We start from the raw sequence: 15773 nt of genomic DNA on the forward strand, positions 1-15773 counted from the left end.
TTATCTTTTTTGCGAGATGCCTGATTTCGAACGAAGAACATTCATCATCTCGAGTGATTTTCCTGTACCGATTGCGACACAATCGAGTGCATTTTCTGCAACGAGTGTCAAAATTCGTGTTTCGTCTTCGATGACAGCGTCGAGGTTCTTCAAGAGTGCCCCACCGCCTGTCAAGACGATTCCGCGGTCCATGACGTCTGCTGATAATTCAGGAGGCGTCTGCTCAAGTGTGTGCTTGACACCTGCAAGAATCGCTTCGACCGTATCCGAGAGTGCGTCACAAATTTCCGCACTTGTGACTTCGATCTGTTTCGGAAGACCTGTGACGAGGTCACGTCCACGGATTTCCATCGTTTCGTTTTCTGACTCTTCATCGATGCGAGCGTAACCGATCGTCATTTTCAACGTCTCAGCTGTCCGCTCCCCGATCATCAAGTTGTATTTCGATTTGATGTAACGAATGATTGACTCATCCATCTCATCACCACCGACACGGATCGATTGGCTCGTGACGATACCACCGAGTGAGATGACAGCAACTTCTGTCGTACCACCACCGATATCAACGACCATCGAGCCTGTTGGTTCTGAAACCGGAAGACCAGCACCGATTGCTGCTGCGAATGGTTCTTCGATCGTGTACGCTTCACGCGCACCTGCAAGTTTCGCTGCATCTTCGACCGCACGTTTTTCGACCGATGTGATACCACTTGGTACACAGATCATGACGTTCGTCTTAGAAGAGAACAAGCCTTTTTTCTTCGAAGCTTGATCCATGAAATATTTGATCATCGTAGCGGTTGTTTCATAATCCGCGATAACCCCGTCTTTCATCGGGCGTCGTGCAGTCACGTTACCCGGCGTACGACCGATCATGTTTTTCGCCGCGTTACCGACAGCTTCAATTTTCCCTGTATCCGTACGGAAGGCGACGACGGACGGTTCGCGGACGACGATTCCTTGCCCCTTTACATACACAAGCGTGTTAGCCGTACCTAAGTCAATGCCGATTTCACGGCTGAATGATCCAAACATTATTCAAAAAACCCCTCTCTGAGAATACACTTCACTAATTATAACGGAAAAGCCTTCATTGGAAAGCGTTAAAACGTTACAGCTTGTTTACAGTTAGCCTTAGAAAACACACAAAAAAACGTCTGACGGAAAGAATCGAAACTTTCCCTTCAGACGTTATTCTTACATAAATCCGCGCTGTTTCATACTAATAAATTGTCCATGCCCGATGATGATGTGGTCAAGACAACTGATTCCAATGAGTCGTCCCGCCTCAACGAGTCGCTCGGATACCTCGATATCTTCCCGACTTGGCGTCGGGTCCCCAGACGGATGATTGTGGACGGCGATGAAGTTCGCAGCCGAGCAGCGAATCGCTTCTCGGAAGACGTCTCGCGGGTGGACGATCGACGTGTTCAATCCTCCAATGAATAACGTCTTTTTCGAGACGACCTCATTTTTCGTATTCAAATACAGGCAGATGAAGTGTTCCTGCTGATAGAGGCGCATCTCTTCTAACAACAGTTCGGCGGCGTCTTCCGGTGAACGGATCGTCGGTCGCACCCATTTGGGTTCCGTGACGAGCCGTCGACCGAGTTCTAGTCCAGCCATGATTTGTAGTGCCTTCGCCTTCCCGACCCCCGGTGCTTTTTCGAGCCCACCGACTCCGGCCGCCTCGAGTTCGATCAACGAAGGATAGATGTGCAGTAATTCTTCCGCGATTTCAAGCGGTGTCCGGTCGCGCGTCCCACTTCGGACGAGACACGCCAGTAACTCGACTGTCGTCGCTTGTGCCAAGCCTTTTAACTGAACCATATCCTTCGGCCATTCAATCACAGCATCCGACCTCTCTGTTTCAGGATTACGCAAACATCGGCTTGATTTCAAAGGACGCGAGACGTTTTGTGATCTCGTGGATCGGCAGTCCGACGACATTATAATAATCGCCTTCGATCGCCTCGACGAACAGACCACCCATCGCTTGGATGCCATAGCCGCCCGCTTTATCATAGGGCTCGTTCGTCGCGATATAGTCTTCCATCCACTCGTCTGGTAATGCACCAAAACGGACGTGCGTCGTCACGTCGAACGTCTCTTCCTTCTCTCCGAAGCGAATCGTCACGCCTGTCACGACTTCATGAGCACGTCCTGACAGACGCGCAAGCATCGCCCGCGCTTCAGAAATATCCGCCGGCTTCTCAAGAATCATGTCATCGATCGCGACGACCGTATCGGCAGCCAGAATGACACCATCTTCTGTAATCGCTCGCGCTTTCTTTTGTGATAGATGGCGGACGTATTCATGCGGTGACATCGGGTATGGTGCTTCTTCGACGACATTCGCCGGTACGACTTCATGAGGAATCCCGATTTGTTGTAGGAGTTCCGTCCGACGTGGTGAAGCCGACGCGAGAATCAAGTGTGGTTGCGTTATCATCAGTATCACGTTCTTTCCCGTTAATTTCGAATCGGATAATTCGAGTCATCGTTTAGTCTAACAAAAAACAAGCGGTCCCTAACAGTCTAGGAACCACTTGTTTTATCTTAATTTCCTGTCACATCGACAAACGGATCCGACTTCGGTGTCTTCTCCTCGAGTGGGGTTTGCTTATCCGGCGTCAACTTCGTTAAATCCGGACGATAATACGATTCGATCTCGACTGTGAACGAGAGCATCTCATCCTCGAGTAGGACCGTTCCACTGCCCGGACCCGGTTCTTCCGGTCCTGACAACTGGATTTGGCGTAAGACCGTGATTCGGTCCGTCCGTTCGATTTGCTTCAGGAATGCCATTAATTCAACATACGACGGGGCTTCGACTGTTAGTGATGCCGGAAGCGGTGTTGCATTCGCTGTGACCGGTGCTACGGCAGTTGTTTCAGCCTGATCTGATTCCGTCGCCATCGCTCCGTCAACTGCAGGCGTTGATGTCACCGGTGACTGCGGTGCTGTCTCTGTCGCCTGACCAAACGTGATCGACTGGACTTTGACACCGGCAATCTGACTCGACGCATTGATCGCATCGATGACGTCATCGTTTGACGCAGTCACTGGAACTTTTTGTTGCAAGAAGCTCGATTCAGCGACGTCGACTTTCTGTTCGTTCGTTTTCGCTTGCTCGAGTACCATCTGTTCTCGCTTCAACGTCGCTTCTTTTTCTTGAAGCGTTTGATGCGTCGTATAGGTCGTATAACCGAAGTAACCGACCGCACCGAGGACGATTAAAATCGTTAGACCGAGGAGGATGAAGCTACTATAACGTTTCAATTGTCCGGCACCTCCTCGATTTCAGTCGTTACATTCGGATCAGTCGTCTCCGTCGTATCGGTCTCAGGAGTCGCTTCCGTCGAGCCATCCGTTTCCGATTCAGACGGCTGATCTTCTTTTGGTACTTCCGGATCAGCCTCGTTCGTCTCACCTTTGACGACTTCCGTCGGGTTGACGTTCAACGAGAATTGTCCGATATAACGGGGTTCTTCTGATTTGGCATCGTCAGACGGTGTAATTTCCGTCGTCGGGACTTCTTGTCCGGTCGTCGGATCAACCGTCGTTGTCGTGACGACGTCTGCCTTTTCATTCATCGTTCGTGTCGTCACACTCGCGAGATTCGTTCCTGAGAAGACTTTATCCGTCAGTAGCTCGCGATAAAAATCGTTCAGTTCATCGAGCGTCTCGAATTGTGTCATCATCGTCACGGCATGATCTGCCCCATATGCGAATTGAAGAATGTAACCGCGCTCCGGGAGATAACGGGTAATCCGCTCAAGTGTTGGTACAGCAGGACGAGGCGTCGTTTCAAGTCCTTCGACCGTCTGTTTAAGTTGTGCGACTTCTTGTTTCGCCGATTGATCCGATTCCGACTGCAACTGACGGACGATCTGGATTTGATCGTTCGTCGATTCGACGCGGTCCGCGAATTGATCGGTTTGCCAATACAGATAGCCACCGGCGAGTCCCCCGAACAATAAGAGGATCAATGAAGCGACGAGTGGATACTTCGGGGCTTCATCGTTTTCCGGTAACAAGTTGATGCGGTCTTTTCGCGGTGAAGCAAGACCAGCGAGTGGTAAGTAGGCCCGTGGAATCGACTGTCCGTCGATTGTCATCATGTCAGGAATTTCGTCTAAACTTAAATCAAAGTTCGACCGGAAACGCGTCGCCAGTTCATCACGGAACGGGAAGTCGCCGGCAAGGACGACGTTCGTGATTTCTCGTCCTTCGCGCGCGAGTGAAAAACGATAGAAATCAAGCACACGTGAGAACTCGAGTAACATCTCGTCTAAAACAAGTTCGACCGTCGGATCATCCGAACGGTAACGGTAATGCAGTTGATCGTCGATGACATCAACATCCCACGCGTCAGCCGCAAACGTATCAACAGAGCGAATCAGACGTGGGACGTGATCTTCGATGATGATCAGCTGATGGTTCGTTGCATTCGCATTCCAGATCAATAACGTATCGGCTTCCGTTGCGACCGGATGATGGGCTTCAATCCCGAAGTAGGTCGCGAGCGGTTGTGGTTCAGCAGCAACGAGTCGCAAATACTTTTGTTTGAACAGTTGCGTATATTGCTTCAGCGCCTCGTTTGGCGCGGCATAGAGCATGATTTCTCGCTTGCCGTCTTCTTCCAGAACCGTGTAATCAAAATACGGTTCTTCAAACGGCAAGACGATACTATGTCCGATCTCCATGAACAAGTAGCCGCGAATTTGATTCGTCTCGATCGTTTCCGGAATATCGAGTTTCCGGGCAAGAACGAGTGAACCATCGAGCGCCAGCACCGCTTGCGAGCCACGTGGTACTTTCAGCTTCGTCAGTAACCCGTCAAAGATGAAATCAAGCGAGGCTTCCGGTTGCAACCAGCCTCCTTGTAGTGTTCCCGGCGGCAGCGCGACGACTGCTCGGCGCTTAATGACGCCTTTTTTGACGACTGCACCGAAAATTGCGACATCGGTGAAATTAAAGTAAATATATGTACCTTTACGCCGTTGCGCCATATGTACGTTCTTCCTTTCTTAAAGCAGTAAATCGAGGTACCACGATACCCAATCATCCGCAAAATAATATGTCAGTAATGTCCCGACGGCAATCGACGGAACGAAGGGAATTGGTTGTTTCCGTTTCACGCGTCCGAGTCCCATTAACGTTAACCCAAGAACGGAACCGACGAATGCCGAGACGAACAAGGCAATGACGACGTGAAGCGGTCCGAGGAAGATTCCGAGCAGTCCGAACAACTTGACATCCCCTGCCCCCATACCACGCCGGGAAGCAAGAAAGATGACGAATAATAGAACGAACCCGACGATTCCACCAATAATTGGATTATACCAGTTTTCGAGTGGAGAAAGGTAGCGCACAATCAAGGCAATCGGCAAAAAAATGAACAAAATTTTATTCGGGATCAGCATGTAGGCTAAGTCCGACATCGTCAAGATGAACAGCAAGCTCGTCAGGACGAGCGTCAACGCCAGTTCCATCGACCAGCCAAACTGCCAAAAGGCGTAGGCGTAAAGAATTCCTCCAAGTAATTCAAGCGCTGGATACTTGATTGAAATCGGTTGTCCGCAAGAGCGGCACTTCCCACCGAGCACAGCGTAACCGAGTACCGGTGTTAGTTCGAGCGGTCCAAGAACATGTCCACACGTCGGACAATGAGAGCGCGGATGAACGATCGACTCCCCGACCGGGACGCGCAGACCGACGACGTTCGTAAACGACGTGATGAGTAATCCTAACAAGAAAAAATAAACCGTGAAGACGATCGTCATGACACGACCTCCCTTTCAAAAAAGTTCAGAAAAAAACCCCCGAGGAGGGGGTGGTAATTAGTTAATCGCTGATCGCTTCAATGTATCAGGTGCAGCGCCGTTAAAATACACTTTTTTACCTTCAAGGTAAACTGTATAAGTATACTTACCAGATGCTTCTACAATTTTAACATATGCATTTTTATAAGTAGCATCGTCATCCATTGGGTCTTTTAAAGAATCAACAAATTTATCTAATGATGCTAACTTATTAGTAGCGTTAGTTCCTGTTGTTGCTGGTGTATCTGCAATATCAGCAGAACCTTTTCTTAACCCAACTTCAACCGTTTCACCTGAAGCGATTGGATTTTGTGAAGCATATAATTTAGCTGCACTCACAAGTTGTTTCGCATTCGATACTTGCGCATCCTTGCGTGAGTTCTCAATCAATCCACCGATTGCGACGACAGCGATTGCTGCAATGATTCCTAAGATAACGACGACGACGAGTAACTCGATCAACGTCAACCCGCGCTCATCACGCATTTGTTTTGCATCTAACCAGATTTCTTTTAACCGTTCTACCATTACATTATGCCTCCCTAGTACTTTTTTACTGTGCGTGGCTAGTAGGTAATACTATCCAGACGAATACTATTATAGTAGCACCATATTTTTTGTAGATTATGTCTTTTTTTCACATCAGGTAAATGTTTTTACAGTTGTCAACTCGCTTGGATATCCGAGTAAATTTTAAACATCGGTACGACAACGGCAATGACGATGACACCAACGATCGCTGCTAAGACAACAATCAAGAGTGGCTCAATAATCGACTTTAATCGGTCTGTCGTCGTCTCGACTTCGGTCTCATAGAAGTTCGCAACTTCCGTCAACATCGTATCAAGACGCCCTGATTCTTCCCCAATCGCAATCATCTGTGTGACGAGAGGTGGAAAATATTTGTTTTTCTCAAGTGGCTCGTGCATCGGGATTCCGCGTGACATCGCTTCATTAGCACCAGCAATCCCCTTACGGATGATTCGGTTCGTAACGATTCGTTCCGTGATGTCGAGTGATGCCAAAATCGGAACCGAAGCGTTCAACAGTACGGACAAACCACGCGTCATCAAGGCAATCTGTGACTTTTGAATCAACGGTCCAAAGACTGGAATCATCAATAAAAAACGATCAAAGAATAGACGTTGCCGTTCGTTTTTTAAATTGAAGTACAGTAATCCAATCAGACCGAACGCAATCAATAGCATCACCCACCAGTAGGCGACGAAGAAGTCGGACACAGCGACGACGAGCTTCGTGATTAACGGTAATTCACTCCCGAGCTGATCAAAGATTGACGCAAACGTCGGTACGACGTTCATCATCAGGAAGACGACGACGCCAACGGCAACGAGTGAGACGACTGCAGGATAAATGAGTGCTGAGATGACCTTTCGCTTGATTTCATACTGTTTCTGTAGTTGAGTGACGATATTATCGAGTGCTTCCTCAAGATTCCCGCTCGCCTCTCCCGCCATCGCCATACTGACGAAGAACGTATCAAAGACGCGCGGATGCTTTTCGATCGCTTGCGAAAACTGAATTCCGCTCCGCAAGTCATCTTCGACCTCAACGAGTGCCCGTTCGAGTGGTTTCGACTCCGTCTGCTTGCGAAGAATTTCCGTCGCCTTGACGATCGAGACGCCGGACCGCACAAGGGTCGCGAACTGCCGCGCATACATGACGAGATGTTCGATTTTTGGTTTTGCACTGAGAAACGTAATCTCAGTGTTCAACCCTTTCGATTCTTGTTTTTCAAGCGAAGTGACAGCAATCTGATCCGTCCGCAAGCGTTCTGCGGCTTCTCGTTTCGTCAGCGCTGTAATCTTGCCTTTCTTTCGTTTGCCGGCAATCGTCCGACCTTCATAAATGAATACTGCCATGTGTTCACCCCGATATGTACGGTGATGCAGCAGAAGCCGGAATCAATCCCCGACTGACGAGATCCTGCAATGCCATCTGCATCGTCTGCATGCCGTATTGTTTACCCGTCTGCAGGACGGATTGAATCTGATATTCCTTACCGGTCCGAATCAAATTCGAGACAGCTGGTGTATCGACCATGATCTCGAGAGCTGCGACTCGTCCTGTCCCATCCGACCGCGGCATCAAGCGTTGCGAGACGACGCCCGCAAGCACGTTCGCCAGTTGAGCCCGAATCTGATCTTGTTGCTCTGACGGGAAGACATCGATGATCCGGCTGACCGTCGAAGCAGCCGTCGACGTATGGACTGTCGCGAAGACGAGGTGACCCGTCTCTGCTGCTGTCACGGCGGTCGCGATCGTTTCAAGGTCCCGCATCTCTCCAAGCAAAATGACATCCGGATCTTGACGGAGTGCTGACCGTAACCCGGTCGCGAAACGTGGCGCATCAATCCCGATTTCCCGCTGATCGATCAGGCTTTTATGATGACTATGTAAATACTCAATCGGATCTTCCAGCGTAATGATCCGTTTGTACATCGTCTGATTAATTTCATTGATCATCGCTGCAAGCGTCGTCGATTTCCCGGAACCCGTCGGACCTGTCACGAGAATCAAGCCGTGTGGTTTCGTTAAGAATCGTTTTAAGACAGGCGGCAACGCTAATTGCTCAAGCGTCGGCACCTCGGTCGGAATCGTCCGAAACGCCATCGACAAAGCGCCCCGCTGGTAAAAACAGTTGACCCGGTACCGAGCGACACCGGTCACACCGAACGAAAAGTCGATGTCCCGGTCCTGTTTCAGTTGTTGATACATCTCTTCCGTGATTAGTGACTGCACAAACCCATCAATGATGATCGGTTTCATCTTTTCTGTCCCAAACGGTGTCAATGTTCCGTTGATTCGAAAGACGGGTGGTGACCCCGCCGTCAAGTGAACATCGGACGCTCCTCGTTCTTTTGATGAGCGTAAGATATCTTCGATTTGTGCCCGTTCCATCGTACTGTTCATTCTGAAATCACCGTCCGTAAAATCTCTTCTGTCGTCGTGATCCCGTCTGCGACCTTTGATAGACCATCTGCAAGCAGGAACCGTTGCCCTTGTTCCTTGACGTACGCCGTGATATCACTTTCCGTCGATTGGTTCATGATCATCCGGCGTAACACTTCGTCAACCATGATGATTTCTTGAATCGCAACCCGTCCACGATAACCCGTCATATTACAAGACGAGCAACCACGTCCACGCATCACCGTCGTCGCTTCAATTCCCTCTTGATCAAATAACTCTTGTTCTCGTTTCGAAATCGGATGGACTTCGCCACAATCACGGCAGACACGGCGAACAAGTCGTTGTGCAATCAATCCACTGACAGAAGCAGCAACAAGGAACGGTTCGACCCCCATGTCAATCAATCGCGTGATCGAACTAACGGCAGAGTTCGTGTGCAAAGTCGAAAGAACCAAGTGTCCTGTTAGCGAAGCACGAATCGAAATTTCAGCCGTCTCGATGTCGCGAATCTCCCCGACCATGACGACGTTCGGATCCTGACGAAGGATCGAGCGAAGACCACTCGCAAACGTCAACCCAATCTTCGCGTTGACTTGGACCTGATTAATCCCATCGACCTGGTACTCGACCGGATCTTCAACAGTGATGATGTTGCGCGACTCGTCGTTCAGCTCATTTAACGCAGCATACAACGTCGATGATTTCCCGGAACCGGTCGGACCGGTGATCAAGATGATGCCGTTCGGGCGCTTCAGCATCTCCCGGAACTGTGATTCATTCCGCGAACTAAAACCGATTTTTGAAATCGAAATGTTCGAGTTCGAGCTGTCAAGAATCCGGATAACGACCTTCTCACCGTAAACAGTCGGCAAGGTCGAGACACGGAAATCATATGGTAATCCGTTAAAGACATATTTAATCCGTCCATCCTGTGGCAAGCGTGACTCGGTGATATCCAGTTCACTCATGACTTTGATCCGGGTTGTCAGAATGCTTTGGATCTGTTTCGGGTAGTTATTCTCCGTTCGTAATTCACCATCAATCCGGATTCGAATCGTCATCGACGTTTCCTGCGGATCCATATGAATATCTGATGCACGCTGGGCAATCGCGTTCTCTAGAATTTGGTTGACGAGTCGGATGATGGGTGCATCTTCACGCGTCACGACATCACGGGATTGATCCGACTCCATCATGTCGTCGGATTCGAGTAGCTCCCGTAACGACGAATCAATATCATAGTATTTCAGGATTGTTCGTCTGATTTCGTCACGCGTCGCGATTCCGACATCGATTGATAGACCGGTCTGCATCCGCAAATCATCGATCGCGATCAAATCCATCGGATCCGCCATAGCGATGAACAAACGATTTCCTTCCCGGTAGACCGGGACGAGTGTATGTCGCTGTGCGAGGTCTTTTGAGATCAGTTTCGTGACGGCGACGTCAACTGGATAGTTGTACAGCTGGATGATCGGAATCTTCAATTGGTGATGTAGCGCCTCTAGTAATTGTTGTTCCGTCAAGTGACCAAGTCGAAGGAGTGCATCCCCGAGTTTTTCGGTCGATCGTTTGACCGTCAACGCCTCTTCGACTTGTTGCTCCGTCACGAGGCTTTCTTCGATCAACATTTCCCCTAAACGTTTTCGTTTCATTGCCATTTAACGTGTCATCCTTCCGCGTGCCATGTTTCTTCTTCCTCTAACACATCCGGTTTTTGATGTTTTTCATCCATTACACTCGTTACCGCTGCCGTCAACAGACATAAGACGACAATTCCGACGAGAACGAGTGGGTTCGTAATCCAGTCGAGCTGGATGCTGAAGTAGATCAACGTCACGATCAAGATCGCCGCAACGGATAAAATCGCCTTTGTCGTCACAGTCGTCACGTAAGGGATCGTCACCGCAAACATCAGACCACAGATGATTGTCGCTAGACCGATGATGATACCGAGTTCAATTGCTATCGTCGTCCAGTTCATCTTGTTTCCTCCTTCTTATCCGACAGGTTCCCCTGTTGTTTCACCTTCTACTGGTGAAGCAGGATCACCCGTTTCGTTATTGTCAGGTGTATCGGGTGACGTCGGACTTGTCGGAGACGTTGGTGTATCTGGCGTCTCGACGCCATCTGTCTGCGGTTCATCCGTCGTTTGATCGTCTGTACCGTCTGTATTCGTTGAATCATTGGAATCATTCGTATCCGTCGAATCATCGGAGTTCGTGTCGTCTTCCGGTTCAGGTACGACGACAGGTGCTTGTTCTTCTTGACTACTCTTTGTGACGATTGCTGGGATGGCTGCGTAGAAATCAAGAGACAATAACTGCTTCTTCTCACCTTGAGCCGTCTTCGTCACGCGATAGACTTCAATCGATTTCCCTTCTTCTCCCGCTTGTGTATCACTCGTCGTTCCAGCTGTAAGCGTTGCAGAATAACGTGTGATCGTCCGGAATGGAATCGTTTTTTCGCCTTCAAGGACGGTCGTGACTGTTTCCTTGAACGGTGTGCCTCGCAATTCAAGCGTGACATCACTTCCATTTTGGGTCGCAATGACACGATAAATTGATGCTTGTGTATTACGAACGGCAAAATCTGTTTTTTCATCAATTTTGACGTCATATCCTAGTGTGATGCCATCTGGTAATGCCGCATGCGGCATCCGTTCGACGATTTCAAATGGCGTCTTTGCGAACAGTTCGTATAACTTGCTACCGACATACGAGCCTGCGACTGCATCCATACCGTACGTCTTGACATTCATTAATTGTCCCGGCTTGATTTCCACATTCATCATTGCCGTGATCATCTGTTCTTCAGCAGCAGACCGCGTCGAGAATGAAACCGTTGAAACGACCTCACCTGTTGGATCGACTGCAGCTTCCGATTGAGCAGGATCAAAGTTTCCTTCCTGTAACGTTTTACTCGTATCGATTAACCATGTCTTAAAGGCAACGAGTTGCTCATCCGAGTAACTGATCGGCTGCGTCGCTAAAAAATTCTCAAACGATGCTTCATCTACCGTTACCATCAAGTCTCCACCTTTTTTCAAAGAAGCTTTTTTGACAGAATCAGCGGCGTTGATCGTCACGACTTCTGTTGGAATCGGTGTCGTCTCTTCTCCCGTTCCAGTCGTCAGCGGCGTTTTCTTCGTCCACTCCGTAATCGCTTTCTCAACTTTCGATTGTGCTTCCTTTCGATCCATGCCACTAACTGGAACCGATCCAATTCGTGCCGTCTCAGAAAACGTCGTAGGTGCCGTTGCTTTACCGGTAAAGGAAATCAAGGCAAACGATGGTACGTAAATCAGGGCTACCAGTACAAGTAGCAAAAGTGTATGTATAGCAAAACGCTTCGGATTAATCATCATCTGTTTCCTTTCTGTATGAATTTAATCATTTCAGGTGCCTAGTATTTCCATTATAATGAATATTATGATGAAACATAAGTCCTATCCTGACAAATCCTTTCATGATCTGTGAATAGGTGCTGTTTTTGATTTTCTAGAAAAATCATTTAGGATCTTTCATCTTCATCTATCATGAAGTAGAGGTGAATCCATGCAACGCGAGCAAGGCGGTTTTTCGCTAATCGAAGTATTAGTCAGTATTACGATCTTATCTATTATATCGGTCTCTCTGATCAGCATTTTTTCTCAGTCACTAGCTGCCTCACGCGACAGTACGGAGTTGACGTTTGCGAATTATCTGGCAAAAAACGCAACCTCTTATATCAAACGAGAAGCTTTAGAAGCGACAAGTGATGAACCCTTCGCCTTCAGTTCTCTATCTACACAGGCAGACAAAGCGACTTATCTGAATGGAAAATATGTCATTCCAGAGCCCACGTCTCCTTCTTGTGAACTATCGGCTATTTGCTCATCAATCTTTACTAATCCTGAAATCAATAATATTGCCTTTGAAGTCAAATACAGTGTGACACCTCGGAAACTCGAAGGAGTCGTTAATCCGAATCTCCTCGACCTCCATGTATTCGTCTACATAGAAGGAACAACTGAACCGATTACATCATTGAAAGGATCGATTACGAATGCGACGCTCAATCAAAGTTTTCCGACAACAAAATGACGGCTTCTCGCTCGTCGAACTACTCGTCGCCATCGTCATTGCCTCGATTTTCAGTGCTGTCATCCTGACTGTGTTCATCTCTGGTACGAAAAGCTTTCGGGCAACTGGAATCATCAGTGAACTGCGTAGTGAAGCTGATAGTCGAGTCGGTATCATATTAAACGAAATCAGTGGATTTGATGCGATTCGGATCGATGAAGCAAAACAGTTATCGTTTTATAAACAAACACTTCCTGTTTTGAACGCAGACACTGGATTACTTGAACGCGCCAGTGGATTTGAACCTTTTAACGCAACAGAAGAAGCATCTGCTTCAGAGAAGGAAGCGACACCCGTCCGTTATACGTTCGCAGAACAAACTTTAGACAGCACCGAACTAACGTACGAATCGACACCACAGTCGATCGACGACCAAACGGAATTACTTCAAACGTTCAAGTTATCGAGTCCCGAGTATCAAACCATTACATCAGGAACATATCCGGGGCGCTACGTCATTCACGGTATTTTAACGATTACAACTACAATTCAATCGACAGATCAAGAAGAAGTCCAGACCTTCACGAGTACGATTGGATTTTAACTCAGAAAGGAACACGGTATGCGTAAATCCGAACAAGGCTATACATTACTTTTCGTTCTTGTGACTTTAACCGTCCTGTCTGTCCTCGCTGTTGCGACGATTGGCATCAGTTTACAGTCAACTCGCCTAACCGAAATCCGCGAGACGGATATCGATGTCGAGACGACGACACAAAATGATCTTGATTTAGCAGTCGCCTCCCTCCAGAATATCGTTTCAAAGACGACTGGGACTTCGCCAACGACTTCTTCTCAAGCATTATTTGAGAATCTCGACAGCTCTATCGTCTTACCCTTAAAAACAATCGTTCCGAACGTGACCGTCAAGCTAAATGAAGCCGCATCGAACGTTCGTGTCAAAGCGCTTGATTTAACAGCGACAGTTTCAAAACAAAAAGGCGATCAGCCAGCAATCAAAAAAACGTATCGACAACGTGTCTATTTGTCTGCGATTCCTAGTTTTTTGTACTATACGTTAGGTTCAGATGATCAAGTCATCTTAAATGGCGCTCCCTTGATCGAAGGTAATATTTTTTCCCGCAACGCCCTGCAAGCAACTGCGACCCCGATATTTAAATACAACGATGAGGATGGGATCTTCACTAATACCAAAGCACTTCCTTATATCGCAGGTCAGGTACGCGTTTTTCAAGAGAAGAATCAGCCATTACTGAAGTGCGGAGATTACCTTGTGTGTGATAAAACGATTTTTGATCCGAAAGGTGCAACAGAGCTAGTATCAACGAAAGAAACACTCGTTCCGTTCGATTTTGATTATGCGTTGAACGACTTTCTGAAACTACCGGTGAATACGCCTCTTACACAAGTCGCGTCTACATTGAAAAACTCCTCGATTCCACAATCTATATTAACGGGACCTTTTTTAACAGAACTTGATACAAAGCGACAAATGATTAGTCCAGCATTAAACACAGGCAATACCGTGACATTGACAGATGATCTTGTTCAAGAAACACTCGAACCTTTAATCATTAACGGGAACTTAACGATCTCTTCCTTGAACCCTTTGACCCAGCCGCTTGAGATCAAGCGTCCTCTCGTCGTTCTTGGCAACTTACTGATTCGAGGAAATGTTGGATTTGCAACGACGATTTATGCGACCGGAACAAGTCGTCTGGATGACGCAAACATTCAAGGGCTGACTTCAACAGCTAAACAAAATACATTGATTTTACTCAGTAAAGGAAATCTCGTCATTAACCGCGTCAATAAATTTTCGACGCCCCAAACAACTACACCTGATTTAAATGCCTTTCTATATAGTGATGACAATCAAAAAAATACGATTTACTCTGTAGGTTCGACGATGAATGTACGCGGTGGTATTTTTACGAAGGGTAATCTAGAAGTCAACGCCTATCGTGGAAAATTGGACTTACCAGAAAATGCGTTTCCTGCAAACGTAAGAGAACTCGAAAAACTGATGGTCGCTAACAAATCATCTGACTTTGAAGCATCCCGTCTACGTATGGCGTATGATGCGACGGTATTAAAAAATCCAACAGCCTTACTTCCACTTAATCGAGCGGTCCAATTGTATGTCGAAACACCAAAACGCGTTCAACCGTAACACACATAAAAAAGAGTCATTCGCTTGCGACGAATGACTCTTTTTTGACTAGAATTTTGTTGCTCGGTATTCCTTAGCGAACTTTTTCACCTTTTTGCTTTCTACCGTTGCACCGTTCTGTTCTAACATGGCGTACAAATCTTTTCGATTTTGTTTGACCGTTTCATAGACAGGTTTCTCTTTCCCACGATTCGAATCAGCTCCTGCTTCTAACAACAGTTCAATCGCTGCCTCATTTTGATCTAGTGTCGCATAAAAGAGTGGTGTATGACCAAAGTCATCGATCCGATTGAGCTCTTTTTTCGACGCTTTTTTTATCAAAAGAGCATACGCATCAATCGATCGATTCACACTCGTTGCAACATGAAGAACCGACTGACCTTGTGCATTCAATTGGCTGATTTTTGCACCTTCTGCCAACCATTCAGCGACCGTGCTACGCGGCGCGAACTGCGCCGCATAAAACCAGTTCGCTTTATTTTTTACGGTCTGCTCATCAAGAAGGAGTTTTGCTTTGTCAAAAGCGAGTGTTTCCTGGAAGCGACGGATGTAACGATTTTTCTCCTTTGTTGATAAAGAAGCATCTTTTAATGCGTTCGCAAGTCGTTCTGGTTTTTCTGAACGCAGTCCTTGTTCCAGTGCTGCTTGTTGATTTGATTTCGTAACATATATCGCTCCCCCGATTCCAATAATGATTAAAATCAAGAGGATGACAATGATTCGTTTGCGTTTCATAGATAGCGTCCCCACTTC

General features: G+C 47.5%; 16 protein-coding genes. 3 read left to right on the plus strand and 13 right to left on the minus strand.

Annotated elements, in window-relative coordinates; translation table 11 throughout:
- The 12 genes from KNQ08_RS08150 to KNQ08_RS08205 form a co-directional block, all read right to left on the minus strand.
- Positions 1-1035 carry a rod shape-determining protein gene (locus KNQ08_RS08150; RefSeq protein WP_029342258.1) on the minus strand — a complete coding sequence of 345 codons (1035 nt, stop codon included), beginning with the start codon at positions 1033-1035 and terminating at the stop codon, positions 1-3.
- Between the two features lie 162 nt (positions 1036-1197).
- On the minus strand, positions 1198-1830 hold the full coding sequence (gene radC / locus KNQ08_RS08155; protein WP_050677672.1) for a RadC family protein: 633 nt from the start codon (positions 1828-1830) through the stop codon (positions 1198-1200).
- A 46-nt stretch (positions 1831-1876) separates the two neighbouring features.
- Positions 1877-2452: a Maf family protein gene (locus KNQ08_RS08160; RefSeq protein ID WP_214805235.1), complete on the minus strand. Its 576-nt coding sequence runs from the start codon at positions 2450-2452 to the stop codon at positions 1877-1879.
- A gap of 107 nt (positions 2453-2559) precedes the next feature.
- Positions 2560-3282, minus strand: coding sequence for a tetratricopeptide repeat protein (locus KNQ08_RS08165; RefSeq protein ID WP_214805236.1), 723 nt, complete (start codon positions 3280-3282; stop codon positions 2560-2562).
- The gene (pilM, locus tag KNQ08_RS08170) at positions 3279-5015 is read right to left on the minus strand and encodes a type IV pilus biogenesis protein PilM (protein WP_214805237.1); all 1737 of its coding nucleotides are present in this window, start codon (positions 5013-5015) and stop codon (positions 3279-3281) included. Before pilM ends, KNQ08_RS08165 begins: the two co-directional genes overlap by 4 nt.
- Positions 5016-5033: 18 nt before the next feature.
- Positions 5034-5789 (minus strand): prepilin peptidase, encoded by a 756-nt coding sequence (locus KNQ08_RS08175; RefSeq protein ID WP_214805239.1) that lies wholly within the window; start codon positions 5787-5789, stop codon positions 5034-5036.
- A 57-nt stretch (positions 5790-5846) separates the two neighbouring features.
- Entirely contained in the window at positions 5847-6356 is a 510-nt protein-coding gene (locus tag KNQ08_RS08180; protein ID WP_214805241.1) for a type II secretion system protein, read from the minus strand.
- 137 nt (positions 6357-6493) lie between these two features.
- Positions 6494-7711 carry a type II secretion system F family protein gene (locus KNQ08_RS08185; protein ID WP_214805243.1) on the minus strand — a complete coding sequence of 406 codons (1218 nt, stop codon included), beginning with the start codon at positions 7709-7711 and terminating at the stop codon, positions 6494-6496.
- Positions 7712-7715: 4 nt separating this feature from the next.
- Positions 7716-8762: a type IV pilus twitching motility protein PilT gene (locus tag KNQ08_RS08190; RefSeq protein WP_149427679.1), complete on the minus strand. Its 1047-nt coding sequence runs from the start codon at positions 8760-8762 to the stop codon at positions 7716-7718.
- Positions 8759-10423, minus strand: a complete 1665-nt coding sequence (locus tag KNQ08_RS08195; RefSeq protein WP_214805245.1) for a GspE/PulE family protein — start codon at positions 10421-10423, stop codon at positions 8759-8761. The genes KNQ08_RS08190 and KNQ08_RS08195 overlap by 4 nt, the downstream gene beginning before the upstream one ends.
- An 8-nt stretch (positions 10424-10431) precedes the next feature.
- The gene (locus tag KNQ08_RS08200; RefSeq protein ID WP_029342268.1) at positions 10432-10746 is read right to left on the minus strand and encodes a hypothetical protein; all 315 of its coding nucleotides are present in this window, start codon (positions 10744-10746) and stop codon (positions 10432-10434) included.
- 15 nt (positions 10747-10761) lie between these two features.
- On the minus strand, positions 10762-12090 hold the full coding sequence (locus KNQ08_RS08205) for a G5 domain-containing protein (protein WP_251133636.1): 1329 nt from the start codon (positions 12088-12090) through the stop codon (positions 10762-10764).
- Between the two features lie 229 nt (positions 12091-12319).
- Here KNQ08_RS08205 and KNQ08_RS08210 point away from each other — a divergent pair, with 229 nt between their 5' ends.
- The 3 genes from KNQ08_RS08210 to KNQ08_RS08220 are packed head-to-tail and all read left to right on the plus strand — an operon-like array spanning position 12320 to position 15020.
- The gene (locus KNQ08_RS08210; RefSeq protein WP_029342270.1) at positions 12320-12847 is read left to right on the plus strand and encodes a prepilin-type N-terminal cleavage/methylation domain-containing protein; all 528 of its coding nucleotides are present in this window, start codon (positions 12320-12322) and stop codon (positions 12845-12847) included.
- Complete coding sequence (locus KNQ08_RS08215) at positions 12810-13430, plus strand: prepilin-type N-terminal cleavage/methylation domain-containing protein (protein ID WP_214805247.1); 621 nt, start codon at positions 12810-12812, stop codon at positions 13428-13430. The genes KNQ08_RS08210 and KNQ08_RS08215 overlap by 38 nt, the downstream gene beginning before the upstream one ends.
- Before the next feature lie 18 nt (positions 13431-13448).
- Positions 13449-15020 (plus strand): type IV pilus modification PilV family protein, encoded by a 1572-nt coding sequence (locus tag KNQ08_RS08220; protein ID WP_214805248.1) that lies wholly within the window; start codon positions 13449-13451, stop codon positions 15018-15020.
- A gap of 48 nt (positions 15021-15068) precedes the next feature.
- Here KNQ08_RS08220 and KNQ08_RS08225 read toward each other — a convergent pair whose 3' ends face one another.
- Positions 15069-15755 (minus strand): ankyrin repeat domain-containing protein, encoded by a 687-nt coding sequence (locus tag KNQ08_RS08225; protein WP_214805249.1) that lies wholly within the window; start codon positions 15753-15755, stop codon positions 15069-15071.
- Positions 15756-15773 lie beyond the last annotated feature (18 nt).

Source organism: Exiguobacterium sp. s46, assembly GCF_018618875.1.
GTDB classification, from domain to species: domain Bacteria; phylum Bacillota; class Bacilli; order Exiguobacteriales; family Exiguobacteriaceae; genus Exiguobacterium_A; species Exiguobacterium_A abrahamii.